25 protein-coding genes and 2 tRNA genes are annotated in these 24,926 nt (G+C 68.4%); 11 read left to right on the forward strand and 16 right to left on the reverse strand.

Features of this window, described 5'->3' with window-relative positions:
* Window positions 1–483, reverse strand: coding sequence for a hypothetical protein (locus Q0833_RS04500; RefSeq protein WP_298430687.1), 483 nt, complete (start codon window positions 481–483; stop codon window positions 1–3).
* A gap of 121 nt (window positions 484–604) precedes the next feature.
* Window positions 605–688, reverse strand: a tRNA-Tyr gene (locus Q0833_RS04505).
* A 100-nt stretch (window positions 689–788) separates the two neighbouring features.
* Here Q0833_RS04505 and rlmB point away from each other — a divergent pair.
* The 3 genes from rlmB (at window position 789) to Q0833_RS04520 (ending at window position 2,518) form a co-directional block, all read left to right on the forward strand.
* Complete coding sequence (gene rlmB / locus Q0833_RS04510) at window positions 789–1,577, forward strand: 23S rRNA (guanosine(2251)-2'-O)-methyltransferase RlmB (RefSeq protein WP_298430689.1); 789 nt, start codon at window positions 789–791, stop codon at window positions 1,575–1,577.
* Window positions 1,570–1,851, forward strand: a complete 282-nt coding sequence (locus Q0833_RS04515) for a hypothetical protein (RefSeq protein ID WP_298430691.1) — start codon at window positions 1,570–1,572, stop codon at window positions 1,849–1,851. The genes rlmB and Q0833_RS04515 overlap by 8 nt, the downstream gene beginning before the upstream one ends.
* Window positions 1,852–2,044: 193 nt before the next feature.
* A complete protein-coding gene (locus tag Q0833_RS04520; RefSeq protein WP_298430694.1) occupies window positions 2,045–2,518 on the forward strand; it encodes a CoA-binding protein in 474 nt (157 codons plus the stop codon).
* 40 nt (window positions 2,519–2,558) lie between these two features.
* Here Q0833_RS04520 and Q0833_RS04525 read toward each other — a convergent pair whose 3' ends face one another.
* From Q0833_RS04525 to hisF, 3 genes are all read right to left on the reverse strand, one after another.
* Window positions 2,559–3,509, reverse strand: coding sequence for a PRC-barrel domain-containing protein (locus tag Q0833_RS04525; protein ID WP_298430696.1), 951 nt, complete (start codon window positions 3,507–3,509; stop codon window positions 2,559–2,561).
* A gap of 327 nt (window positions 3,510–3,836) precedes the next feature.
* A complete protein-coding gene (locus tag Q0833_RS04530) occupies window positions 3,837–4,151 on the reverse strand; it encodes a phosphoribosyl-ATP diphosphatase (protein WP_298430698.1) in 315 nt (104 codons plus the stop codon).
* A gap of 2 nt (window positions 4,152–4,153) precedes the next feature.
* The gene (gene hisF, locus Q0833_RS04535) at window positions 4,154–4,918 is read right to left on the reverse strand and encodes an imidazole glycerol phosphate synthase subunit HisF (RefSeq protein ID WP_298430699.1); all 765 of its coding nucleotides are present in this window, start codon (window positions 4,916–4,918) and stop codon (window positions 4,154–4,156) included.
* A gap of 122 nt (window positions 4,919–5,040) precedes the next feature.
* Here hisF and Q0833_RS04540 point away from each other — a divergent pair, with 122 nt between their 5' ends.
* Window positions 5,041–5,478, forward strand: coding sequence for a DUF302 domain-containing protein (locus Q0833_RS04540; RefSeq protein WP_298430701.1), 438 nt, complete (start codon window positions 5,041–5,043; stop codon window positions 5,476–5,478).
* A gap of 1 nt (window position 5,479) precedes the next feature.
* On the opposite strand, the gene Q0833_RS04545 is transcribed toward Q0833_RS04540, so the two are convergent.
* Genes Q0833_RS04545 through hisA form a run of 3 tightly spaced genes read right to left on the reverse strand, consistent with a single transcriptional unit; the run spans window position 5,480 to window position 6,781 of the window.
* The gene (locus tag Q0833_RS04545) at window positions 5,480–5,752 is read right to left on the reverse strand and encodes a hypothetical protein (protein ID WP_298430703.1); all 273 of its coding nucleotides are present in this window, start codon (window positions 5,750–5,752) and stop codon (window positions 5,480–5,482) included.
* Window positions 5,749–6,051 carry a hypothetical protein gene (locus tag Q0833_RS04550; protein ID WP_298430705.1) on the reverse strand — a complete coding sequence of 101 codons (303 nt, stop codon included), beginning with the start codon at window positions 6,049–6,051 and terminating at the stop codon, window positions 5,749–5,751. The genes Q0833_RS04545 and Q0833_RS04550 overlap by 4 nt, the downstream gene beginning before the upstream one ends.
* 10 nt (window positions 6,052–6,061) lie before the next feature.
* Entirely contained in the window at window positions 6,062–6,781 is a 720-nt protein-coding gene (gene hisA, locus Q0833_RS04555; RefSeq protein ID WP_298430707.1) for a 1-(5-phosphoribosyl)-5-[(5-phosphoribosylamino)methylideneamino]imidazole-4-carboxamide isomerase, read from the reverse strand.
* Window positions 6,782–6,922: 141 nt separating this feature from the next.
* Here hisA and Q0833_RS04560 point away from each other — a divergent pair, with 141 nt between their 5' ends.
* Complete coding sequence (locus tag Q0833_RS04560; RefSeq protein WP_298430709.1) at window positions 6,923–7,309, forward strand: DUF2147 domain-containing protein; 387 nt, start codon at window positions 6,923–6,925, stop codon at window positions 7,307–7,309.
* A 127-nt stretch (window positions 7,310–7,436) separates the two neighbouring features.
* On the opposite strand, the gene hisH is transcribed toward Q0833_RS04560, so the two are convergent.
* Window positions 7,437–8,075 carry an imidazole glycerol phosphate synthase subunit HisH gene (gene hisH / locus Q0833_RS04565; RefSeq protein WP_298430711.1) on the reverse strand — a complete coding sequence of 213 codons (639 nt, stop codon included), beginning with the start codon at window positions 8,073–8,075 and terminating at the stop codon, window positions 7,437–7,439.
* A 1-nt stretch (window position 8,076) separates the two neighbouring features.
* Window positions 8,077–8,664 (reverse strand): imidazoleglycerol-phosphate dehydratase HisB, encoded by a 588-nt coding sequence (gene hisB, locus Q0833_RS04570; protein ID WP_298430713.1) that lies wholly within the window; start codon window positions 8,662–8,664, stop codon window positions 8,077–8,079.
* Window positions 8,665–8,902: 238 nt separating this feature from the next.
* Between hisB and Q0833_RS04575 the strand changes: the two genes are divergently transcribed.
* Window positions 8,903–11,467, forward strand: coding sequence for a Hint domain-containing protein (locus Q0833_RS04575; RefSeq protein WP_298430715.1), 2,565 nt, complete (start codon window positions 8,903–8,905; stop codon window positions 11,465–11,467).
* A 79-nt stretch (window positions 11,468–11,546) separates the two neighbouring features.
* Here the strand turns inward: Q0833_RS04575 and Q0833_RS04580 are convergent.
* From Q0833_RS04580 to Q0833_RS04590, 3 genes are all read right to left on the reverse strand, one after another.
* Window positions 11,547–11,621 (reverse strand) — tRNA-Gly (locus Q0833_RS04580).
* Window positions 11,622–11,715: 94 nt separating this feature from the next.
* Window positions 11,716–12,432, reverse strand: coding sequence for a hypothetical protein (locus Q0833_RS04585; protein ID WP_298430717.1), 717 nt, complete (start codon window positions 12,430–12,432; stop codon window positions 11,716–11,718).
* Between the two features lie 159 nt (window positions 12,433–12,591).
* Window positions 12,592–16,032: a pyruvate carboxylase gene (locus Q0833_RS04590; RefSeq protein WP_298434971.1), complete on the reverse strand. Its 3,441-nt coding sequence runs from the start codon at window positions 16,030–16,032 to the stop codon at window positions 12,592–12,594.
* Window positions 16,033–16,148: 116 nt separating this feature from the next.
* Between Q0833_RS04590 and Q0833_RS04595 the strand changes: the two genes are divergently transcribed.
* The gene (locus Q0833_RS04595) at window positions 16,149–16,382 is read left to right on the forward strand and encodes a hypothetical protein (RefSeq protein ID WP_298430719.1); all 234 of its coding nucleotides are present in this window, start codon (window positions 16,149–16,151) and stop codon (window positions 16,380–16,382) included.
* Between the two features lie 3 nt (window positions 16,383–16,385).
* Here the strand turns inward: Q0833_RS04595 and Q0833_RS04600 are convergent, their stop codons facing one another.
* On the reverse strand, window positions 16,386–17,231 hold the full coding sequence (locus Q0833_RS04600; RefSeq protein WP_298430721.1) for a LysR family transcriptional regulator: 846 nt from the start codon (window positions 17,229–17,231) through the stop codon (window positions 16,386–16,388).
* A gap of 89 nt (window positions 17,232–17,320) precedes the next feature.
* Between Q0833_RS04600 and Q0833_RS04605 the strand changes: the two genes are divergently transcribed.
* Together Q0833_RS04605 and Q0833_RS04610 are read left to right on the forward strand one after the other, a co-directional pair.
* Window positions 17,321–18,088, forward strand: coding sequence for an aldo/keto reductase (locus Q0833_RS04605; protein ID WP_298430723.1), 768 nt, complete (start codon window positions 17,321–17,323; stop codon window positions 18,086–18,088).
* A gap of 77 nt (window positions 18,089–18,165) precedes the next feature.
* Window positions 18,166–20,586, forward strand: a complete 2,421-nt coding sequence (locus Q0833_RS04610) for an ATP-dependent helicase (RefSeq protein ID WP_298430725.1) — start codon at window positions 18,166–18,168, stop codon at window positions 20,584–20,586.
* Here Q0833_RS04610 and Q0833_RS04615 read toward each other — a convergent pair.
* Both Q0833_RS04615 and Q0833_RS04620 read right to left on the reverse strand, forming a co-directional pair.
* The gene (locus tag Q0833_RS04615; protein WP_298430727.1) at window positions 20,583–21,281 is read right to left on the reverse strand and encodes a DUF4336 domain-containing protein; all 699 of its coding nucleotides are present in this window, start codon (window positions 21,279–21,281) and stop codon (window positions 20,583–20,585) included. The two genes, Q0833_RS04610 and Q0833_RS04615, sit on opposite strands and share 4 nt — an antisense overlap.
* 627 nt (window positions 21,282–21,908) lie before the next feature.
* Window positions 21,909–22,133 carry a DUF1127 domain-containing protein gene (locus tag Q0833_RS04620; protein WP_298430729.1) on the reverse strand — a complete coding sequence of 75 codons (225 nt, stop codon included), beginning with the start codon at window positions 22,131–22,133 and terminating at the stop codon, window positions 21,909–21,911.
* Between the two features lie 225 nt (window positions 22,134–22,358).
* Between Q0833_RS04620 and Q0833_RS04625 the strand changes: the two genes are divergently transcribed.
* Together Q0833_RS04625 and Q0833_RS04630 are read left to right on the forward strand one after the other, a co-directional pair.
* The gene (locus Q0833_RS04625) at window positions 22,359–23,558 is read left to right on the forward strand and encodes an MFS transporter (protein WP_298430732.1); all 1,200 of its coding nucleotides are present in this window, start codon (window positions 22,359–22,361) and stop codon (window positions 23,556–23,558) included.
* A 28-nt stretch (window positions 23,559–23,586) separates the two neighbouring features.
* Complete coding sequence (locus Q0833_RS04630; RefSeq protein ID WP_298430734.1) at window positions 23,587–24,669, forward strand: Mrp/NBP35 family ATP-binding protein; 1,083 nt, start codon at window positions 23,587–23,589, stop codon at window positions 24,667–24,669.
* The last annotated feature ends 257 nt before the right edge of the window (window positions 24,670–24,926 follow it).

Genomic DNA, 24,926 nt, shown 5'->3' on the forward strand with positions numbered 1-24,926 from the left:
CTACCTGAAGGTCTCCAACCGCAGCTCCGCATCGCAGAACTGCCCGTCATGGGTACCGACCCAGATGTCGAGAATGCCCGAGGACGGCGAGGTCAGCGTGATCTTCGCGTCGAGGTTCCCGTTGTCGTCATCGTCGTAATACCAGTTCCCCGCGGGCGTGTTCACCAGCAGCGCGCTGTCGCATTCGCTGACCACCGCGATCTCCAGCGTGTAGCCCGACATGCCCGGCGTCTCGATCGTGAAGTCGGGCGGCGTCGGGAAGTAGCCGTCGCCCCGGTCGGATTTCAGGCTCTTGTAGATCGACCCGCATTGCATGCGCAGGTTGTTGGTCCCGCCCGCCGTGATATCGAAGAGCCGCGGCTCCCAGAGATCGGCCCCCGAAAAACGTCCGACCGCCCCGTTCTGGCGCCAATCCGGGCAAGCCGCCGCGACGGTCGCCCCGGCCAGCAGCGCGGCCGCGGCGCAGGTGATGAGTTTCAGCATGATGTCCCCCCAGTCCTCGTATCTGGGAACGGTAACATCCGGCGAACCGTTGCGGCCAGACCGGAGAGCATCCGATGCCGCGCCCGCCGGGGGCGGAGGTTCCGTGATGTCGGATGTTCGATGGTGGGCGACCCTGGAATCGAACCAGGCGTGAGTCGCCTCGAGGGAGTTACAGTCCCCTGCCACACCTTGCGGCCTGTCGCCCACTGGCGGGCGGGATAGCGGCGGCATGGGGTGGGGTCAAGCGGTGTTGTGGACCGGCCGGACGCGCGCGATAAGCCTCGGGTCGCACGAGGGGATCGGACATGGCGCAGAAGCCGAAATGGGTGGTCGAGAAGGAGCGGGATCGCCGCGCCTCGGCCCGCGAAACGGTTTGGCTCTTTGGCTTGCATGCCGTGCGCGACGCGCTGCAGAACCCGATGCGGGAGCGGCTGCGACTGGTCCTGACGAAGAACGCCGCCGACCGGCTGGGCGATGCCGTGCCCGCCTCGGGAATGACGCCCGAAATCGCCGATCCGCGCAAGTTCCCGGTCCCGCTCGACCCCGGCTCGGTTCATCAGGGCGCAGCCCTCGAAGTGCGCGCGCTCGACTGGGGGCGGCTGGACGACGTGGCGCGGCCTGGCGGCGGGGCGCCCCTGATGGTCCTTCTCGACCGTGTCACCGACCCGCACAACGCGGGCGCCATCCTGCGCTCGGCCGAAGTCTTCGGCGCGCATGCCGTGATCGCGCCCCAGCGCCATGCCGCTCCCGAGACCGGCGCGCTGGCCAAGACCGCGTCGGGTGCGCTGGAACGCCAGCCCTATCTCCGGGTCGGCAATCTGGGCGACGCGATGGAGCGGTTGAAGGAGATGGGCTATCTCTGCGTCGGGCTCGACGGCGAGGCGCCCGAGACGCTGGGCGAGGCCGCCCCCGGCCTTCGCGACGCGCCCGTCGCCATCGTACTGGGCTCCGAGGGTCCGGGCCTGCGCGACCGCACCCGCAGCCTCTGCGACCGGATGGTGCGGATCGACCCCGCGGGGGGGTTCGGCTCGCTCAACGTGTCGAACGCGGCGGCGGTCGCGCTCTTTGCCCTGCGCGAGGGCCGCGATGTTTGAACCCAAGAAGGCGACCTGCTGCTATTGTGGGCGTCGGACCATCCTGCGGAATACCGCCCATGGCGGGCACGAGCTGGCCTGCGGCTCTTGCGGGGCACCGCTCCACGTGATGAAGCCGCTGAAAATTGCCCAGGTTGCGGATGTCTCACCCAAGGTGAAGCGGACGCCGGAGAGGCCGGGGACGAGACGAAAGACCAAGAAGAAGAAATCGAAATCCATCTGGTACGCCGTCGCGTCCGAGATCTGGGACGAGATCGACGACATCTTCGACTGACGTATCGATGCGTAATCCGCTGACGTGAAAAATAATAATCGCGCGGCGGAACCAACTGGGCCGAGGGGCAGTTACCCGATTGTCTGTGGAAAGTGGGTTCGGAACACCCACTCTCTGTTCACTGTCCCTCGTTCCATACCTCGGGCCCGCGTCTTCATTGCCGCGGGCCTTTTTTTCTGCCCATCCTGCGGCCATGACCACGACCCCCTCCGATGCGCTCCTGCGGGACGTCCTGACGCGGGCGAAGACCTTCGCCTGTGTCGGCGTGTCCCCGAACCCGATCCGGCCCAGCCACTACGTCGCGCGCTACCTTGCGCGGCGGGGCATCCGGGTCGTGCCGGTCAACCCGGTCGATGCGGGCACCACGCTCTTTGGCGAGATGGTCGTGCCTGATCTCGGCTCGGTTTCTGGGCCGGTCGACGTGCTGGATGTGTTTCGCCGACCCGAAGCGGTGCCGGCCATCGTCGAGGAGGGTCTACGCGAGCTCGACGGGCTCTGGTGCGTCTGGCTGCAGGTCGGCGTGGTCAGCCTCGAGGCCGAGGCAATGTGCGACGCGGCGGGTGTGACGATCATCCAGGACCGCTGTCCCAAGATCGAACGTCAGCGGCTCTTCGGGGAACTGCGCCAGGGTGGCTTTGCCACCGGCATCATCAGCTCGAAGCTCTGACGCGAAACGGCCCGCCGGGGGGGCGGGCCGTGAAGGGTGGTCAGTCGTCGTATTCCGGAAGCGCCTCGAGCTGTTCGCGCGTGGCGTCCACATAGGCCCGGATGCCTCTTTCGCCGTCGAGGAAGGACATTCGTTTGGCGTGCATCGCGACCTCGTGGTCGCCGATCCCGAGGAAGCCACCGATCGACACGACCACGACGGTGACGTCGCTGCTGCGAGTGCCGGGCGAGAACGCGTATGAGATCACGCCGATCTCCTCGTCGGTCACGTCGAAGACCGGTACGCCCTCGAGTTCGGGCAGGGTCAGCGTGTTCTGCATCCGCGGGGTGTAGCCGTCGCGCGCGACCGCCGGGGCCTCGTTCTCGAACTCGACGCCGGGGATGTAGGTCACGGGCGGCGCATCGCTGTCGGCTCCGCCGGCCATCTCGGCATCGCCCGTCGCGAGATCGGTGCCCGGCGCGGTCGTCTGCACGCCGGAGGCGGTGACGATTGCCGTCGCAGGCGTCTGCGGATTGGCGACGACCGTGCCCGCGTCGAGCGTTGCGGTGTCGGTGTCCGTGCCTTCCATCGCACCGTCCGAGCGGGGGCTGGCAGTGCTCCCTGTCTCGACGGTCACAACGCTGGCAGACGCGGCGGTGGTGACGCCAGAGCCTTCATTGGTGACGGCGCGCGCGCCATCGGTACGGCTGCCGGTGGACAGGTTCTCGAATATCGGTGCGTTCTCGATCTCGTCCCGCGCGGCCATGACCACGAGCACCATCTCGTCCGAGCCTTCAGCCACGGGCACCATCACGAGCTGGTCGATATCGAACGCGACCTCGCGGTCGCCAATCCCGAGAAAGCCGCCGATGTCGGCGATGACCGCATCGACCCCACCATTCGGCCCGAGCACGATGTCATCCACCTCACCCAGTCGCTCCAGGCCCGAGGGCAGGCTGTCTGACGGGTCGAGCCGTGTCTCGGAGGCGTAGATCGCCATATCGTCGAGCATCGAAGCGCGCAGGGCCGGGGTATCGTATCCGGCGACAAACGCGGGGTTTGCGGCAACTTGGGCATGGGCGCCCGCCACGCCGAAAGCCGTCCACGCAATCGCGGTGGACGCAAGGACGGATTTCATCTTAGGCTCCTGATCGTTGTCGCGGTGACCTGTTTGCAGGTTGGTCATCAAGGCAACACGCAAGGCGATGCGATGGTTCCGCACCCGGAGCGTCGCCTTGCGGCTTTCTTCCCGTCGATGAAAAATGTCGCGTTAACAATGGTTGCGCGCAAGGCGCATGGGCAGTGTCCGTCGCACCGCTCGCGTGCCGTCCGCGCCCGACTAGTCGGGCCGCGCGGCCTTCTCGGTGATTCCCGACACACCGGCCCGCGCCTCGAGCCGCGCCATCACGTCGGCCAGATCGACATCCGCCGCTGCCAGCATGACGCAAAAATGATACAGCAGGTCCGCGCCTTCCTCGGCCAGCTTCTCGCGGTCGCCGCGCACCGCCTCGATCAGCGTCTCGACCGCCTCTTCGCCGAATTTCTCGGCGCATTTTGCCGGTCCGCGGGATAGAAGCTTCGCCGTCCAGCTCTTCTCGGGATCGGCATCGCGGCGCGACTGCACGGTCTGCCACAGGGCGTCGAGCGGGTGCATGGTCAGTCCTCCATCCGCATGGGGATACCCGCGGCCTGCATATGCGCCTTGGCCTGGGCGATGGTGTAGTCGCCGAAATGGAAGATCGAGGCGGCCAGCACGGCGGACGCGCCGCCCTCGGTCACGCCCTCGACCAGATGATCCAGGTTGCCGACGCCGCCCGACGCGATCACCGGCACCGGCACCGCGTCGCTGATCGCCCGCGTCATGGCGAGGTTGAACCCCGCTCGCGTCCCGTCGCGATCCATCGAGGTCAGCAGGATCTCTCCTGCGCCCCGTTCCGCGGCCGTGCGCGCGAAGGCCACCGCGTCGATGCCGGTGGGCTTCCGGCCGCCATGGGTAAAGATCTCCCATTTGCCGGGTGCCACGGTCTTGGCGTCAATGGCGCAGACGATGCACTGGCTTCCGAACCGGTCGGCCGCACGCGCCAGCACGTCCGGGTCGGCCACGGCGGCCGAGTTGAACGAGACCTTGTCGGCCCCCGCCAGCAGCAGGTCGCGCACGTCCTCCACCGCTCGGACGCCGCCGCCGATGGTCAGCGGCATGAAGCACGCCTCGGCGGTCCGGGTGGCAAGGTCGTACATCGTGCCCCGGTTCTCATGCGTGGCGTGGATGTCGAGAAAGCACAGCTCGTCCGCACCCGCCGCATCGTAGGCGCGCGCGCTTTCGACCGGATCGCCCGCGTCGATGAGGTCCACAAAGTTCACGCCCTTCACCACGCGGCCATCGGCCACGTCGAGGCAGGGGATGATCCGCGTCTTCAGCATGGGCGCGGTTTGGCGAGGAATGGCCGGTTTGGCAACCGGCGCGGGCGATCACGCGCACGTGCATTGGACAGCACCCCCGCCTGCCACAGGTTGTGCGCCACCAACCCCGAGGAGGTTTTCCCATGATCCGCACCGCAATCGCCGTCTTCGCACTCACCGCCATGCCCGCGCTGGCCGAGATGGTCACCAAGCCCTCGCCCCATTCCGTGGCCGAAACCGCCGACCGCCTCGTCGCCGCCGCCGAAGGGGCGGGCGCCTCGATCGTCGCCCGTGTGCCGCACACCAAGGCCGCCGCCAGCGTCGACATGGAGCTTCCCGAAGCCGAGCTCGTCATCTTCGGCAATCCCAAGGCCGGCACGCCCGTCATGCAGGAAGACCTGCGCGCCGGCCTCGTGCTGCCGCTCCGGGTTCTGGTCCATGCCGCGGATGACGGGACCGCCGTGACCTACCAGACGGCCGAGGATCTGTTCGCCGGGATGGATATCGACCCCGCGGGCGAGGCGGCGGCCCGCATCGACACCGCGCTCGGCAATCTCACCGACGCGGCGGTCGCCGAGTAGGTCAGCGCCCCCGCCACGGATAGGCGACGGCGAGGAACGTCCCCGCCGCCGCCATCCAGGGCAGCGCGAGGTGCCAGTCCGCGGCCCGCAGACCCCGCGCGGTTCGCACGATGGGATCGTCCGCGCAGCCCGACGCCCAGGCCGGCCACCATCCCGGCAGCCAACCGAAGCCGCAGGCGCCGCGCTCAAGGATCGCCGCCACGACCAGCGTGGCCACGACGAACGCCCCGATGGCCGCCAGGAGGCCGAGCAGGATGCGCCCGCCCGACCTCATCGCCGCGCGCGCCATTCCAGCGCCGCCAGCAGGACGAGGGCGGCAAGCGCGATCATCGGAAAGGCCATGTAGGTCAGGAGGAGCGGCAGGAGCCGGTCCACCGTCGGCTCGTCGCAACTGAAGATGCTGTGCACGAACCCGGCGCCGCAGGACCGCGTCAGGATGGCGAGGGCGATGAAGGCGGTCGACAGCACCACGCTCCCCCAGCGCAGGATCCGCGTCGCTGCGCGCGACTGCAGCCGAAAGGACAGCGCGAACCCGACCGCGAGGATGGAGAGGTAAAGGATGAAGGTCGTCATCCGGCCGCCCTCAGCCGCGCAGCGCCGCCAGCGCCTCCGCCAGATCGATCGCCCCGTCATAGAGCGCCCGCCCGGAGATCGCGCCCGCGATCCGGCCCGTCGCGGCGAGCGCGTGCAGATCGGCGAGCGACGACACGCCCCCGCTCGCGATGACGGGGATCGACACGGCCTGCGCCAGCGCATCCGTCGCGGCGACATTCGGGCCGCCCATCGCACCGTCGCGGTCGATATCGGTATAGACGATCGCCGCGACGCCGGCCTCCTCGAACCGCCGGGCGAGGTCGGTTGCGGTCACGTCTGTCGTCTCGGCCCAGCCCTTCGTGGCCACCATACCGCCCCGCGCGTCGATGCCGACGGCGACCTGTCCGGGGAAGGCCCGCGCGGCCGCGCGGACGAGCTCGGGCTCCTCCACCGCCACGGTCCCGAGGATCACGCGCGCGAGGCCCTTCTCCAGCCAGCCCTCGATGGTGCCCATGTCGCGGATGCCCCCGCCGAGCTGGCAGGGCACGTCGACCGCGGCGAGGATCGCCTCGACCACCGCCCCGTTGACCGGCCAGCCCGCGAAGGCCCCGTTCAGGTCCACCAGATGCACCCATTCGCAGCCCGCATCGGCAAAGGCACGCGCCTGGGCCGCCGGATCGTCGTTGAAGACCGTGGCACTCTCCATCTCGCCATGGACGAGGCGCACGGCCCGCCCGTCCTTCAGGTCGATCGCGGGATAGAGGATCATGGCAGGCACTCCGGCGGCTCAGGGTCGCGCGCGTTCTGCAACACCCGGAGCCCGCAGGAAACCCCGTGCCGAAACGTCACGCTTGCCACGAGGTCCCCCCGCACGGCACCAAGCGTCCAGTCTTTGGGAGGACACCAGACCATGAAACGCTTTATCCTGACCGCCATCGCGGCCATCGCGCTGACCGGCGCCGCCCATGCCGACCCGATCGAGGGCGTCTGGCAGACCGAGGTCGACGACGGCTCCTACGCGCATGTCACCATCGCGCCCTGCGGCGCCAACTTCTGCGGCACTATCACCCGTACGTTCCAGAATGGCGGCGAGTACAATTCGCCCAACAAGGGCAAGCAGATCGTCCGCAACATGGCCGCCCAGGGCGGCGGTGCCTACGAGGGCCGCGTCTGGCGCCCGTCGAACGACAAGGTCTATCTCGGCAAGGTCCAGCTCAGCGGCAACCAGATGGCTCTGCGCGGCTGTGTCGCCGGCGGCCTGATCTGCGCCCGGCAGAACTGGGTCAAGATCAACTGATCGGGCGGGTGCGGTCGGCGGGGCGACCCCGCCGCGCCGCCCGTCTTTGCTCGGCAAACATGCCGGGGGGTCCGGGGGGCTGGCCCCCCGGCGGATCGGCCCGCGCACCGCGCGGGCCGATCTGCGTTCAGGGCGTCCAGCGCAGGAAATTCGCGATCAGGCGCAGTCCCGTCCGCTGGCTCTTCTCGGGATGGAACTGCGTGCCGATCACGTTGTCCCGTGCGACGATCGCCGTGACGTCCCCGCCATACTCGACATATGCCAGCCGGTCCGCCGGATCGGCCATCGTCATCGCGTAGGAATGCACGAAGTAGGCGTGATTGCCCGTCTCGATCCCCTCCAGCACCGGATGGTCCCCGGTGAGCACGAGGTCGTTCCACCCCATATGCGGCACCTTCAGCGCCGCGTCCGAGGGCACGATCCGGTCGATCGTTCCGGGCACGAGGTCGAACCCTGCGACAGGCTCGTATTCGCGCCCTTCGGTGGCCAGCATCTGCATGCCCACGCAGATCCCCAGAAATGGCACCGCGCGGGCCGTCACGGCGTCCAGCAAGGCCTCCTCCAGCCCGTCGAACCCCTGCAACCCGCGCCGACATGCCGGAAAGGCGCCGTCGCCCGGCAGGACCACGCGATCCGCGCGCGCGACGTCCTCGGGACGCTGCGACACCAGCACCTCGCCCGCATCCGCCTCCCGCGCCATGCGCTCGAAGGCCTTCTGCGCCGAATGGAGGTTGCCGCTGTCGTAATCGACGAGAACCGTCAGCACGTCAGAGCGACCCCTTCGTGGACGGGATCGCATCCGCCTTGCGCGGGTCGGTCTCGAGCGCGTCGCGCAGCGCGCGCGCCACGGCCTTGAAACTCGCCTCGGCGATGTGGTGCGAATTGACGCCGCGCAGCCCGTCGACATGCAGCGTGATCCCGCCATGGGTCGCGAAGGCCTGGAAGAATTCGCGCACCAGCTCGGTGTCGAACCCCTTGATGGAAGGCGCCGTCATCGGCACCTCCCAGGCCAGCCATGGCCGACCCGACAGGTCCAGCGCTGCCCGCACCAGCGCATCGTCCATCGGCAGGTAGCAATGGCCGTAGCGGCGGATGCCGCGCTTGTCGCCCATCGCCTGCGTCAGCGCCTGGCCCAGCGCGATGCCGACATCCTCGACGGTGTGGTGGTCGTCGATATGGGTGTCGCCCGTGCAGCGCACCTCCATGTCGATCAGCGCGTGGCGGGCCAGCTGGTCGAGCATGTGGTCGAAGAACCCGACGCCGGTCTTGTTGTCGTAACGTCCGGTCCCGTCGAGGTTCACCGACACCGTGATCTCGGTCTCGGCGGTGGTGCGGGTGATGGTGGCCTGGCGCATGGGGGCGGCTCCGAATTGCGGTCCGGGCCGTCATAGGACGCGACCGCCCCCGTTGAAAGACCCCGGACAATCCCCGCCGGGGCCACGGATCCCGCCACGTTGCCCCCCGGATCGCAATGCCGGGCGGACGGCAAAAGTCATATTTGAGACAATATGCGCCGGTATTCCGGACAGGCGGAGGGTCGGCGCAAAGATCGGCCCACGCGGGGCAAACCACGAGCACGGGTCCGACCACAGAATGCCGACTTATTCGTTTCGAATCTACGGGATAGACCCGTGGAATGTCTTCAGTCAGACGGCGGGCAACACGTCGACATGGAGCTCGACCTCCGCCGCGACGGGCACGCTGGATCTCACCGATGACGGCGGCGGGGCCGAGGAAACCTACCTCACGGATGCCAGTAATGGCGAAACTGCCACAGGTGACATCACCTTCCCCGGCACCACGATCACCAATGCCGATATCCACGCTGGCGAGACCTGGATCCTCGAGGACAGCGTCACCGGCGAGCAGATCAAGGTCACCACGATCACGGTCAATGGCGGCGCGAGCTACTACACCATCTCCTCGGTGCCGCTGGTCGAGGGGCGCAGCTACGAGACGATCCAGTTCGACGCCACGCCGGACCAGCCGTCGGGCACCCAGTTCGACTATGACGAATACAATGACGGCACGGTGCTCGGGACCGCCGGCAACGACACGATCGACCGCGACTACACGGGCGATCCCAACGGCGACAAGGTCGATGCCAACGATCTCTATACCTCGCAGACCTCCGAGCAGCTCTTTCAGTGGAACACCTTCGCCGCGAACCAGGACATGTCGGCCGGGGCCACGCAGACCCTCGACGACGTCTTGGTCACGATCACGTCCAGCCTGCCCACCGGCTCGACCTTCATCGCCAATTACGATGTCGGCAACGCCGCCGCCGACGAGCTTCCGTCCGGGCAGGGGTTCTCGACCACCTCCAATGCCCGCTTCTTTTCCAACGGCAACGAGACGAACACGACCCTGACCGTCGATTTCGACAGCGCGGACCCCTCGAAATCGACCGAGGTCCACAATGTCGAGTTCATCATCTCGGATATCGACGGCATCACGAATGGCGGAAACAATTTCCTCGACGTGATCACGATCGACGCCTTCGACGCGGCGGGCAACGCGATCACCGTCGATATCGAGATCCTCGGCGACGATCTCCCGTCCGGCAACACGGTCACAGCCGCGAACAATCTCGACTCCACGAACCAGACGGACGGCGCGATCCGGGTCACGATCCAAGGGCCGGTCGAACGCATCGTCATCGATTACGACAACCTGCCCGCGGGCGGCGGCACGCTGACGCAGCAGGCGATCCTGATCTCGGACATCCAGTTCGACGCGGTCTCGTCGCAAGGCAATGCCGACCTGATCGACGCGGGTGCGGGCGATGACGACGTCTTCGCAGGCTCGGACAACGACACGGTCTTCGGCGGGACCGGCAACGACACGATCGACGGCGGCAGCGGGGATGACAGCCTCTCGGGCGGCGCCGACGATGACAGCATTCTGGGCGGGTCCGGCAACGACACGCTCGAAGGCGACGGCGGCAACGACACGCTCGACGGCGGGGCGGGCAATGACAGCCTCTCGGGCGGTGCAGGCAGCGACAGCCTGATCGGCGGCTCGGGCAGCGACACGCTCGACGGCGGCGCGGACAACGATGTGCTCGACGGGGGCGGCAATGCCGACAGCCTCGTCGGCGGGGCGGGCAACGACACCATCATCGGCGGCGGCGGCGCGGATACCGCCTTCGGCGGCGACGATGCCGACAGCATCACCGGCGGTGGCGGCAACGACGTGCTGGATGGCGGGTCGGGCAGCGACACGATCGACGGCGGCAACAACAACGACAGCATCACCGGCGGCGCGGGCGACGACAGCCTGATCGGCGGCGCGGGCAGCGACACACTCGCGGGCGGTCTCGGCAACGACACGATCCTCGTGGGCACCGGTGACACCGCGACCGGCGGCGACGGCGACGACCTCTTCCTCATCGACCCCGCGCAGGTCGGTGGCGGCACCCTCACGGTCGTGGGCGGCGAGGGCAGCGAGACGGGCGGCGACACGCTCGATTTCAACGGGCTCTGGGTGCCGGGCCAGGTCTTCATCGACAACAGCCTGCCCGACAGCGCGGGCGGCTTCTCGGGCAGCGCCACGCTCTCGGACGGCACGGTCGTCACCTTCGAGCAGATCGAGAAGATCATCTGCTTCGCCCATGGCACCGAGATCTCGACCCCGCAGGGTGCGCGACGGGTCGAGGACCTCGCGCCCGGTGACATGGTGCTGACGCGCGACGCGGGCGCACAGCCGCTGCAATGGATCGGCTCGCGCCACGTCCTGACCGCCGCCGACCAGGCCCCGATCCGCTTCGCGCCGGGCACGGTCGGCAATTCGCGCGTCCTGCGCGTCTCGCCGCAGCACCGGATGCTCGTCCGCGGCTGGCGCGCCCAGCTCACCTTCGGCGAGGACGAGGTCCTGGTGCCGGCCAAGGCCCTGATCGACGGTGCGGGCGTCGTGCAGGAGGGCGTCGGCCCGACCAGCTATTTTCACCTGATGACGCCCGATCACGAGTTGATCTTCGCCGAGGGCGCCGAGACCGAGACCTTCCTGCCGGCCGCCTTCGGCCTCGAGGGCATCGCCGCGGCCGACCGCGAGGCGCTGTTTCGCGTGCGGCCCGAACTGCGCGCCGACCTCGCAGCCTATGGCCGCGCCGCGCGGCCGCTGGCGCCGACCCGCCTCGCGCGCCTGCTCGCCGCCTGATCGCGACCTCCGCAAGGCCGACCCCCGCAAACGCAAAGACCCCCGGCCGTTCCCGGCCGGGGGTCTTTCGCGTCCGAATTGGAGCGGGCGAGGCGATTCGAACGCCCGACCCTAACCTTGGCAAGGTTATGCTCTACCCCTGAGCTACGCCCGCCCTCTTCGGTGTGGGTCACTTAGAAAACACGCGGCGCGGGTGCAAGGGGAAATGCGGGCGCATCCCCCGGTTTTTCGACTGGTTCCCGCCCGGCTCAGGCCGGGTCGGCGAGACCCTGCATGGTGAAGTTGTCGATCGCGAAACTCTCGTCCGAGATGTCCTGGTTGGCATCGGATCCGAAGCCGAACTTGATCGAGTCGCCCGGATTATTGACGGTGATCTGGATGCTCGTGCGGCTGTCGCGCGACCAGCTCTGCTCGATCATCATGCCGCCCAGCTCGACATCCTGTTCGATGACCTTGCCGACGATCTCGATGCCGGTCTGCTCGACCGCCGTGAAGGTCGAGACGCCGTGCTCGGACGTCACGTAACCGACGACCTGGTCGCCGATATAAACGTAGCCGCTTTCGTTATCGAGGCTGTCGAGCGACAGCAGATCGAAGCTGATCGTGGCCACGGTCGCGTCGGCCGCGACGTCGAAGACCTTGGTGACGGTCTGCGCGCCCGAGCCGCCCGCGATGGGGCCCAGCACCGTGCCCACGCCGAACATCTTCTTGGCATCGGCGCCGACCCAGCCGACGGCCCCGTTGTCGAACCCATCGCTATAGACGAGGCCCGGTCCCGAATATCCGGGCTGGCCGCCAAGCTCTTCGTTCACGTTGCCCGCAAGCACGCCCATCCCGCCGAACAACACCTCGTTCACCGCGAACCCGAGGCCCACGGCCGCGGCGGTGATGACGACGTAATCGACGGTCACCGCACCGCGCGTGTCAGCGACGAAGCGGCGAATGGGGGTGAGGGGGGCAAACATGGGGGCACTCGTTTTATGACGGTTGACCCGAATGACTAACCCGGAAGCCTGACGCTGGGATGGCGGAAACCGGGCACGGATGGGGCGCTGCCACGTCGAAACGGCGACAATTCGTCCGATCCGACGCCGTCGTCGCCGCCCCGATGGCGGATCAGGCGGTCATTCCAGCTCGACCAGCAGGTCCTTGGCGTCGATCTGGGCACCCGGCGCGACATGCACCGCCTTGACCACCGCGTCACGCTCGGCATGGAGGCCGGTTTCCATCTTCATTGCCTCGATGGTCAGCAGAAGGTCGCCCTTCAGCACCTTCGCCCCCGCCTGCGCCGCAACCGACGCGACGACGCCGGGCATCGGTGCGCCGACATGGTTGGCGTTGCCGGGCTCGGCCTTGGGCATCTTCGCGGCGCTGCCCGTGACCCGACGATCCGGCACGCGCACGACGCGCGGCTGGCCGTTCAGCTCGAAGAACACGCGGCGATCGCCGTCCTCGTGGGTGTCGCCCTGTGCCACGCAGCGGATGTTGAGCGTCACGCCGGGGTCGATCTCGGCCTCGATCTCGTCGCCGGGCTCCATCCCGTAAAAGAAGACCGGCGTCGGCAGGGCGCGCACGGGGCCATACAGCGCATGCCGCTCGGCGTAATCGGTGAAGACCTTCGGGTACATCAGGTAGCCGTTCAGATCCTCGTCGTCGATCGCCACGCCCAACTTGCCTGCAAGCGCGGTCCGCGTCGCCTCGAGGTCGACGGGTGCAAGGTGCTTGCCCGGACGATCCGAGAGTGGCGCCTCGCCCTTCAGGACCTTCTTCTGCAACCCCTTCGGCCAGCCACCCGGCGGCTGGCCCAGATTGCCCTTCATCATGTCCACGACACTGTCGGGAAAGCTGACCTCGGTCTTCGGGTCGGCCACCTGCGCGGTCGTCAGACCCTGCGCCACCATCATCAGCGCCATGTCGCCAACGACCTTCGAGGACGGCGTGACCTTCACGATATCACCGAACATGGCGTTCACGTCGGAATACATCTGCGCCACCTCGTGCCAGCGGTCCTCCAGCCCCATCGAGCGCGCCTGCGCCTTGAGGTTGGTGAACTGCCCGCCCGGCATCTCGTGGAGGTAGACCTCCGACGACGGCGCCTGCATCCCGCTTTCGAAGGCGAGGTACTGCGCGCGCACCGCATCCCAGTAGTCGTCGATCCGCCGCACCGCATTCATGTCGATGCCCGTGTCGCGCTCGGATCCCTTGAGCGCCTCGACCACGGTGCCGAACGTGGCCTGCGACGTGTTCCCCGAGAGCGAGTCCATCGCCACGTCGGCCGCGTCCACGCCCGCATCGGCGGCGGCGAGGATCGTGGCGCTCGCGATGCCTGCCGTATCGTGGGTGTGGAAATGGATCGGGATCGCGATCTCGTCCTTCAGGGCCTTGATCAGCACCCGCGCCGCTGCGGGCTTCAGAAGCCCCGCCATGTCCTTCAGCCCGAGGACATGCGCCCCCGCCGCCTCCAGCTCCTTCGCCATGCCGACATAATACTTGAGGTCGTATTTCGCGCGATCCGCGTCGAGGATATCGCCGGTATAGCAGACCGTGCCTTCGCAGATGCGGCCCGTCTCGATCACCGCGTCCATCGCGACGCGCATGTTCTCGACCCAGTTGAGGCTGTCGAACACGCGGAAGACGTCGATCCCCGTCTCGGCGGCCTGCGCCACGAAGCTTTGGACGACGTTGTCGGGATAGTTGGTGTAACCCACCCCGTTCGACGCGCGCAGCAGCATCTGGGTCAGGAGATTCGGCATCGCCGCGCGCAAATCACGCAGCCGCTGCCACGGGCATTCCTGCAGGAAGCGGTAGGCGACGTCGAAGGTCGCGCCGCCCCAGCATTCCATCGAGAAGATCTGCGGCAGGTTCGTCGCGTAGGCCGGGGCCACGCGCACCATGTCGATCGAGCGCATCCGGGTCGCCAGAAGCGATTGATGCCCGTCCCGCATCGTCGTGTCGGTCAGGAGAAGCGGCGTCTGCGCCAGCATCCAGTCGGCCACGGCCTTCGGACCTTTCGCGTCGAGCAGAGTCTTGGACCCCGCGGGCGGCGCGTCCGCGATGCGCTCGGGCGGTCGCGGCGCGCGGATATCGGCGGGCGGGCGCGGGCGCCCTTCGGTCTCGGGATGCCCGTTGACCGAGATGTCGGCGATATAGGTCAGGATCTTGGTCGCGCGGTCCCGCCGCGGCTTGAAGTCGAACAGCTCCGGCGTCGTGTCGATGAACTTGGTCGTGTACTCGTTCGACAGGAAGGTCGGATGCTTCAGGAGGTTGATGACGAAGTCGATATTCGTGCTGACGCCCCGGATGCGGAACTCGCGCAGCGCCCGGTCCATCCGCCGGATCGCCGCCTCGGGTGTCGGTGCCCAGGCGGTGACCTTCTCGAGAAGGCTGTCGTAGTAGCGCGTGATGACCGCGCCCGAATAGGCCGTGCCGCCGTCCAGCCGGATTCCCATGCCCGTGGCCGACCGGTAGGTCGTGATCCGTCCGTAATCGGGGATGAAGCTGTTGGCCGGGTCTTCGGTCGTCACGCGGGTCTGGATCGCGTGGCCGTCCAGCTTGACGTCGTATTGCGATGCGATGCCGGTGGCCTCGGTCAGGGACTTGCCCTCGGCGATCAGGATCTGGGCGCGCACGATGTCGATGCCGGTGACTTCCTCGGTCACCGTATGCTCGACCTGCACGCGGGGGTTCACCTCGATGAAGTAGAATTCGCCCGAATCCATATCCATCAGGAACTCGACCGTGCCGGCGCACTCGTAGCCGACATGCTCGCAGATCTTCTTGCCGAGATTGCAGATCTGCTCGCGCTGGGTGCCGCTGAGATACGGGGCAGGGGCGCGCTCGACGACCTTCTGGTTGCGGCGCTGCACCGAGCAGTCGCGCTCGTAGAGGTGGTAGGTGTTGCCATGGCTGTCGCCCAGCACCTGCACCTCGACGTGACGCGCGCGCTGGATCATCTTCTCGAGGTATCCCTCGCCGTTGCCGAAGGCGGCCTCGGCCTCGCGGCGGCCCTCCAGCACCTTCTCCTCCAGCTCGTCCTCGCCCGTGATGGGCCGCATCCCGCGCCCGCCACCGCCCCAGGAGGCCTTCAGCATCAGCGGATACCCGACCTCGGCGGCCTGCTTGGCGATCAGCGCCATGTCGTCGCCCAGCACCTCCGTCGCCGGGATGACAGGCACGCCCGCCTCGATGGCCACTTGCCGCGCGCTGGCCTTGTCGCCCAGCTTGCGCATCGTCTCGGCCTTCGGGCCGATGAACGTGATCCCCGCCGCGGTGCAGGCATCGACGAATTCGGGGTTCTCGGACAGGAGGCCATAGCCCGGATGGATCGCGTCCGCGCCCGACGCCTTCGCGACCCGGATGATCTCGGGGATCGAAAGATAGGCCGCGACCGGCCCCAGCCCTTCGCCGATCTTGTAGGCCTCGTCCGCCTTGAAGCGATGGAGGCCCAGCTTGTCCTCCTCGGCATAGACCGCGACCGTCCGTTTCCCCATTTCGTTGGCCGCGCGCATGACGCGGATGGCGATTTCCCCCCGGTTGGCGATCAGGATCTTCTGGAATTCGGCCATGGCGGGTCCCCCGGACATCTGTGACGGTTTGGTAACGCCCATGCCGCGCTGCGGCAACCGCCGGGTTCTGGGTAGGCGGCGGCCCGTGATAGCATCATCGCGGAAGGACGGGCCCCATGCCGCGCATCATCCGCCTCTATCTCAACGCCATCGCCGTGGGCTTCGGCGCAGCCGCGCTCTTCACCGCGCTCCTCCTCTTGTTGGACGTGGGCGGGCTCGGCCACCTGATCGCGGGATCGGACCGGGGCGCGCTCGCGACCTTCCTTCTGTGGTTCTTCAACGGCATCGTCTTCACCGGCGTGCAGGTCGTCTGGATCCTGAGCCAGATGTCCGGGGGCGACGAAGACTGAGCCTCAGGCCACGACATGCGACCGGAGCCGCGCCTCCATTGCCGCCATGAACGCCTCCAGCCGCCGGGTCCGGCGCTCGGGGGCGAAGGCCATATGGACGGGCAGGGGGGTCGCCTCGGCCAGCCGCACCAGAAGCCCCGCGTCCAGCTCGCGCCGTAGGTACCAGTCCGGCGCGATCGCCACGCCGAGCCCTTCGGTCAGGGCCCGCGCCACGACCGCGATGGAGTTGGTGTTGAGGCCCGGCGCCGCATCGAAGCGCCGGTCGGCCAGCACGATCTGCCGTCCCTCGTAGGGCCCCAGCGTGATCCAGGGCGCGTCCGCCAGATCGACATCCGCGAACCGGGGATGCCCGATCGCATGGCGCGCCACGTCGCCCACATGCCGCACCACCAGCGTGGCGTCGGGCACCGGCCCGACCCGGATCCACAGATCCGCCCCCGTCTCGGAGAGGCGCACCGGCGCATCCGTCAGCTGCCAGTTCACCGTCACGGCCGGGTGCGCAGCCCGAAACGCGGCCAGTGCGGGCATCAGCTCCGTCTGGCCCAACGCGATCGGCGCCACGACATGCAGCGGCCCCGACAGCGTATCGCACTCGGCCAGATCCTCGGCAATCCCGGCCCACGCGGCCAGCATCCGCCGCGCGCGGGGCAGGAGGGTCCGCCCCGCCTCGGTCAGCGCCAGCGCGTGGGTTGTGCGATGCAGAAGCCGGGTGCCCAATTCCGCCTCCAGCGCGGCGATGGCCCGCGTGACCGTGGGCTGCGACACCGACAGGTCGCGCGCCGCCGCCGTCAGCGAGCCGCGTTCGGCCACGCGAAGGAACACCGCAAGATGGGACAATCGATCTGCCATACAATTCTTGTATGACAAAGATGCAGGCCATGCCCATACCGTTGGTCCGCCGCGGGTGCCATCTCTCCGATCAGCAAAGGAGACACGACATGGACAGCTTCACCTTCCTCAACGGCCGCACGATCAACCGCCTCGGGATGGGCGTCATGCGCCTCACCGGCCGACCCGGCAATTTCGGCCCCTATCCCGATTGGGATGCGGGCCTCGCCCTGCTGCGTCAGGCGGCGGACGCGGGCGTCCAACTCTTCGACAGCGCCCGCGCCTATGGCCCGGAACATGCAGATCGCATCCTCGGGGAGGCACTCGGGCATCGAGACGACGTTTTCTTCGCGACCAAGGGCGGCATCGACAAACGCTCGCCCAACGAGATGTCCCGCGACGCCTCGCCCGAGCGGCTGGCCGCCCAGATCGAGGACGCGCGCCGCAACCTCCGGCGCGACCGGATCGACCTCTTCCAGCTGCACTGGGTCGACCCGGAAGTGCCGCTCGAAACCTCCGTCGAGGCGATGGCGAGGGCCCGCGACGCCGGCCTCATCGACATGATCGGGCTCAGCAACGTCACGCCCGAGGAGCTCGACCGCGCCCGCGCCGTCGCCCCCATCGCCAGCGTCCAGAACCGGCTCAACATGGACGACACCGAACAGCTCGAGATGGTCGAGAAGACCCGCGAACTGGGCATCGCCTTCCTGCCCTACGGACCGCTTGGCGCGAACCCGATGCAGCCGGGCGCGACGCTCGACCCGGCCCGCGCGATCCGCTGGCTTCTGGACCTGTCGCCCAACGTCATCGCGATCCCCGGCACGACCAACCCCGACCACCTCGCGGCGAACGTCGCGGCGGCCGAGGTCGCGACTTGAGGCAATTCGCGCCGACCGGGGAACGCAACGCGAACACGGGCTTCCCTTGGCGGGAGGCCCGTCCTATCTGTGGGGCCATGGTCCAGCACGATGATTCCGACGCCTTCGAGGCGGCCTCGCTGTCGTCCCGCGCGATGGCGGCGCGGCCCGCGCCCTATCTCGAAGGGTTGAACGCCGCGCAGATCCAGGCGGTCGAGACGCTGGACGGCCCCGTCCTGATGCTGGCGGGGGCAGGCACCGGCAAGACCCGCGCCCTGACCGCGCGGATCGCGCACCTGATGGCTCGGGGTAAGGCGCGCCCGAACGAGATCCTTGCCGTCACCTTCACCAACAAGGCCGCCCGCGAGATGCGCGAGCGCGTCGGCGCCATGATGGGCCAGGCGGCCGAGGGGATGCCGTGGCTCGGCACCTTCCACTCGGTCTGCGTCAAACTCTTGCGCCGCCACGCCGAACTCGTCGGCCGCACGATCATGGTCAATGGCGATGCGCGCGAGGTGCATCTCCGTTCGAACTTCACGATCCTCGACACCGACGACCAGAACCGCCTCCTCAAGCAGCTGATCGAGGCCGAGGGGGTCGACACCAAGCGCTGGCCGCCCCGGATGCTGGGCGGCATCATCGACCATTGGAAGAACCGTGCCTGGACCCCCGACAAGATCCCCGCCCACGAGGCGCAGGCCTTCGATGGCAAGGGCGTCGCGCTCTACCGCGCCTATCAGGACCGCCTCCTGACGCTGAACGCCTGCGATTTCGGCGACCTGCTGATGCATGTCATCGACATCTTCCAGCGCCATGACGACGTTCTCGCGCAATATCGCCGCTGGTTTCGCTACATCCTCGTGGACGAGTACCAGGATACCAACGTCGCCCAGTATCTCTGGCTCCGCCTTCTGGCCGGTGGGCACAGGAACATCTGCTGCGTGGGCGACGACGACCAGTCGATCTACGGCTGGCGCGGCGCCGAGGTCGGCAACATCCTGCGCTTCGAGACGGATTTCGAGGGCGCCGAGATCATCAAGCTGGAGCAGAACTACCGCTCTACGCCCCATATCCTCGCCGCCGCCTCGGGCGTCATCGCCGGCAACAAGGGGCGGCTGGGCAAGACACTCTGGACGGACGCGACCGATGGCGAGAAGGTCCGGCTGATCGGGCATTGGGACGGCGACGAGGAAGCCCGCTGGATCGGCGAGGAGGCCGAGTCGATGCAGCGCGGCACGCGCGGCCTCGACCCCTACACGCTCGACGACATGGCCATCCTTGTGCGCGCCGCCCACCAGATGCGCGCCTTCGAGGATCGCTTCCTGACCATCGGGCTGCCCTACCGCGTCATCGGCGGCCCCCGCTTCTACGAGCGCTTGGAAATCCGCGACGCGATGGCCTATTTCCGCCTCGTCGTCAGCCCCGACGACGACCTCGCCTTCGAACGGATCGTCAACACCCCCAAGCGCGGTCTGGGCGACAAGGCCCAGCAGACGATCCAGGTCATGGCGCGGTCGAACGGCGTTAGCCTCGTCGAAGGCGCGCGGCTCTGCGTGCGCACGAAGACCATCGGCGGCAAGGGCGGCAAGGCGCTGGGCGAGCTGGTCGATGGCCTCGACCGCTGGCGGGCCGAAATGCTCGACGGGCGCGACCACATTCACCTCGCCGAAGAGATCCTCGACGAGTCCGGCTATACCGGCTTCTGGCAGAACGAGAAGACGCCCGAGGCACCCGGCCGCCTCGAGAACCTCAAGGAACTCGTGAAGGCGCTGGAAGGGTTCGAGAACCTGCAGGGCTTCCTCGAACACGTCTCGCTCATCATGGACAACGAGCAGGCGCAGGACGAGCCCATGATCACGATCATGACCCTCCATGCCGCCAAGGGCCTCGAATTTCCTGTCGTGTTCCTGCCCGGCTGGGAGGATGGCCTCTTTCCCAGCCAGCGCAGCATGGACGAGAGCGGCGTGAAGGGCCTCGAGGAGGAGCGGCGCCTAGCCTATGTCGGCATCACGCGCGCCGAGGAGGTCTGCACGATCAGCTTCGCCGCCAACCGGCGCGTCTATGGCCAGTGGCAATCGGCGCTGCCGTCGCGCTTCATCGACGAGCTGCCCGCCGATCACGTCGAGGTTCTGACGCCCCCCGGCCTCTATGGCGGCGGCTTCGGCGCGTCCGGCATGGCCGCGGCCCAGAAGACCGCGATGGGCGGCGGCGTCGAGAGCGATCTGCACGACCGCGCCACGAAGGCCGATGTCTACAACTCGCCCGGCTGGCGGCGGCTGCAATCGAACGCGACGCGCCCCGTGCGCCAGCCCGCCGAGGCCAAGAACCTCGTCATCGATGCCACGGCCGTCTCGGCCTTCTCCATCGCCGACCGCGTGTTCCATACGAAGTTCGGCTATGGCGAGGTGATGGCGATCGAGGGCGACAAGCTGGAGGTCGAGTTCGACAAGGCCGGGTCGAAGAAGATCGTCGGCCGCTTTCTGATGGCCGCCGATCAGGCGGGCGAGACGCCCTTCTAGGCCACGCCCAGCCAGTCGAAGGCTTCGGCAACCACTCCATGCGCGTCCGCGGTCACGGGCGGGCCGTGCGCGAAGACCGCCTGCCGGATCGGCCAGTCGAGGATGCGCCGCACCGCCGCCCGGCCCGCCCGCCGGTCCGTCTGCGCCAGCCGGAACTTCAATGGCACCTGCGGCCGCGGCCCCGTCATCCGGTCGAGCCGCGCGACCGCGCCCCGCCAGCCGGTATTCGCCTCGGGCGGCAGTTGTTGGATCAGGTCGGTGAAAAGAACCGTGCCGCTCGGCGCGTGGAACGCCACGATCTCGGTCGTGATGCGGTTGCCCGGAACGGTCACCGCATCGAGCGTGCCGGCCCAGCTGTCGGGCCAGGGCGCGGACAACAAGCCGTCCAAGGCAAGGTCCGGTCGTTTGGCCGCCAGCCCCGGCGCGGCGAGAGCGCGCGCTTCGGGGAACCGCCCGGCCCAATCCGAGATCCAGAGGTGGTGCAAGTGGTTGGGGGCCACGATCTCTTCGACCGGGCCGAGGGCCGCGACCTCTGCGACCAGCGCGTCCCGCGCCGCGACCGGCGACCAGAGCACCGACCCGCCCGACGCCAGCCGGATCACCACCATCCGCGTCGGATAGCGAAACCCGGCCACCGTCGCGGTGGCGCCATCCGCAAGCCAGAGGCTTGGGCCGAAGGGCAGGAGACCTGTCACGGCCCTGAGTTTAGTCGGATCGAACGTCGCGGAAAACGAAGAACGGCGGTGCTCCACGCCGTGGGGCACCGCCGTCTATAGTGCGCCGTCCGCTTCGGGGGGGACGATGTGCGGTCGCGGCGCGTCGGACGATCGCCAGAGGGAACAAGCGGCGTCCAATCATTCACCGAACGCCGTTTCGGCGATCCGGTTCCGCCAGGGCGCGAAGTTTTTTCTTACGCGCCGCGCGTCAACGTTGGAGTCAAGGGGAAGGGAGGGTCGTCCGGTCCGGCGATCCCCAAGGGAGGATGGGTATCGCCGAACCGGTCGATATCGCGCATCCGGCCCAAGGGAGGATGAGGGATGCGCGGAACGGTCTCGCCCGAGGGAGGACGGGGAGCCCGTATCGTGTCGGCCGGTCGCGGAAGCGGCCCGGCGCGGGGTCAGTCGGCCCCCGGCGGCGCCCCTCAGGGAGGGATGGGGCGCCGTCAGGGCCTTCCGTGTGCACCGGCCCCGTGGGAGGACGGAGGCGCGGTGCGGATCGGCCCGAGGGAGGTCGGGCCGGGCCGCGGCGGCAGGTCCGGGAGGGGGACGCCGCCACGAGGACCCGTCGGAACGCAAGGGAGGATGCGCCCGCCGGGATGGGAATTACTTCGTGCCGTAGGCCGCTTCCATCGCGATCCACGGGATGTTCGAACGCGCGATGGCGAGATCCGCCAGGTCGCGATCCGAGAGCGCCGAGAGCTCGTTGAGCGTCTGGCGGTAGACGCGCCACTGGCCCCATTGCACGCGAGCGAGACGCAGGCGGTCGGCGATGCGATCGCGCAGCGTGGTGGAGGTGGCGGCCGTATTGCCGTAGGTGGTGACAGTCATGTCTGACCCTTTCAGTGAGGGACATTCTGCCCCGCCGGTGCCCGACCCCATTGCCAGGTGCATCCGTGTTTCCTTGAGAGGAAGATGGGCCGGATGCTGCACCCGCACAACGCCCCGATCCTTCAATGCTGCTATGCGGCATTTGCATGGGTTTCCTTGCGTCAGAACCCTTGTTTCGCCGCCGCGCCCTGTCGAAGCGCCCGGCATGCGCCATATCGCAATGCGATGAGCGCACTCTCCCATATCGGCTTCCGGGCTTATTTCGTGGCTGCCGTTCCGCTGGTGCAGGCGCTCTGGGCGCAGCGCGTCACGCTGGGCTGGCTCGCTTGGGACGTATCGGGCTCGGCACCCTTCGTGGGGCTGATCGCGGCGCTGGGTCTGGCGCCGATGCTGGTCTCGGGCCCGATCTTCGGCGTGCTCGTGGACCGGGCCGACATTCGCCGCGCACTCTTCGCGACAAGCATCTCGATGGCGTTGCTCCTTGCGCTCGCGGCCCTTCTCGCCGGCGGGCCGGGGCTCGGCCGCTGGGGGCTGGCCGGGCTGGCGCTTGCCATCGGGGTCGTCACCTCGGCGCATCACCCCGTCCGCATGTCCCTCGGGCCGCGCCTCGTGCCCCGCGCCGAGGTGCCGTCGGTCGTCGCCCTCTCGGCCCTCAACTTCAACCTCGCGCGACTTCTGGCACCCGTCCTGACCGGCATCGCCATCGCGGCCTTCGGTGCGGTCGCGACGCTCTGGGCCTCGGCACTTCTGTATTTGCCGATGCTGGTGGCGATCCGCTGGATGGATCCGCGGCCGCTGTCGGCCCGCGCCACGCAAGGCAGCATCGGCGCCGGCATTGCCGAGGCCGCGCGATACCTCTGGACCACGCCCGTCGCCCGTCAGGCGGTGATCCTGACGGCGGCGATGGCGATCCTCGTGCGCGGGTATCTCGAATTGCTGCCCGTCATGGCCGAGGGCGTCCACGCGCGCGGCGCCGAAGGCCTCGGCTGGCTGACCGCGGCGGCCGGGGCAGGGGCGCTGCTGGCGGCGATGGCCAAGACCATGGGCGCGGGGCAAGCCGAGACCGGCACCTCCCGCGCGACGCTCGCGATCCTCGTGGCGGGCATCGCGTCCCTTTCGGCGCTGGGCGCCTCGGTCTCGTGGCAGGGCGCGCTGGTCTGGACCGCGGTCGCGGGCTTCGCGTCGACCTTTTGCGGCGTCAGCTTCCAGGCGGCCGTCCAGCAGGCGCTGCCCGACGACCTCCGAGGCCGGGTGATGTCGCTCTGGGTGGTGGTGGGGATCGGCGCAGTGGCGATCGGCTCGGGCCTTCTCGGCTGGCTCGCCGGGCCGTTCGACCTGCCGACCGTGCTGCGCTGGGCCGGGGCGGTCGGTGCCGGGATGGCGGCGCTCCTGGTCTTGCCTTCCCTGCGCCGCGCCGCCACGTAAGGCCCGACACGGCGACAGGGGACGGGCCATGGCGATCACGCGCGACGACGTAAAGGCGGAACTGGCCCGCGTGGCGGTGCCCGACGGGCGCAATCTCGTCTCCGCCGACCTGGTCCGCGCGCTCACCGTGACCGACGGCGCGGTCAGCTTCGTCATCGAGGCCCCATCCGCCGAGATCGCCCGCCAGATGGAGCCGCTGCGCGCCGCCGCCGAGGGCCTCGTGGCCAAGATGCCCGGCGTCGCCCGCGTGCAGGCCGTGCTCACCGCGCCGACCGAGACCAAGGCGCCACCGTCCCTGAAGGTGGGCGGTCACCCGAAGTCACAGGACGGGCCGATGCGCGTGCCCGGCGTGGATCGCGTCGTCGCCATCGCGTCCGGCAAGGGCGGCGTGGGCAAGTCCACGCTCGCCGCGAACCTCGCCGTGGCGCTGGCACGGCAGGGACGGCGCGTCGGTCTGCTCGACGCCGATATCTACGGCCCGTCCCAGCCTCGCATGATGGGGGCCAACCAGCGCCCCGCTTCGCCCGACGGCAAGACCATCCATCCGCTTCAGGCCCATGGCGTCACGCTGATGTCGATCGGCCTGATGCTCGATGCCGACAAGGCCGTGGTCTGGCGCGGCCCGATGCTGATGGGTGCCTTGCAGCAGATGTTGGGACAGGTGGCCTGGACGCATCACACCGATGGCGCCAACCTCGACGTCCTCATCGTCGATCTGCCGCCGGGGACCGGCGACGTGCAGCTCACGCTCTCGACCAAGGCCGTCGTGACCGGCGCGGTCGTTGTCTCGACCCCGCAGGACGTGGCCCTTCTGGATGCACGCAAGGCGCTCGACATGTTCGCCACGCTCAAGACCCCGGTGCTGGGGCTGGTCGAGAACATGAGCCTCTTTCACTGCCCGAATTGCGGCCATGAGGCGCATATCTTCGGCCACGGGGGCGTCGCGGCCGAAGCGGAAGCGCTGGGCCTGCCGCTTCTGGGAACACTGCCCATCGACCTCGAGACCCGGCTGGCCGGGGACGAGGGGACACCCATCGCGGCCGGTGACGGGCCGATGGCCGACGCCTTCGCCGACCTCGCGCGGCGTCTGATCGAGATGGACGCCGGCTAAAGCCGATCACACGAGGGCATGGAATCTCATGCCACCACGTCCACCAGTCGAGCCGTCGTTCAATGACGCGCAGAGGCCCGCTCCGATTCGGAATCATGCCTCGAATGGGTGATTCTGAAGCAAACCCCTGACTCCACGGAAGGATTCAGGGTTCAGCCGGAAATTCAGGCAGTTTGAGAACGCCGCCATCGGTTGGTCGAGGCTGACGCAGGGGCCCATTCTGTGGGCAATTTGCCACTGTTGCGCCGGAAGAACGG

Source organism: uncultured Jannaschia sp., from assembly GCF_947503795.1.
Taxonomy (GTDB): domain Bacteria; phylum Pseudomonadota; class Alphaproteobacteria; order Rhodobacterales; family Rhodobacteraceae; genus Jannaschia.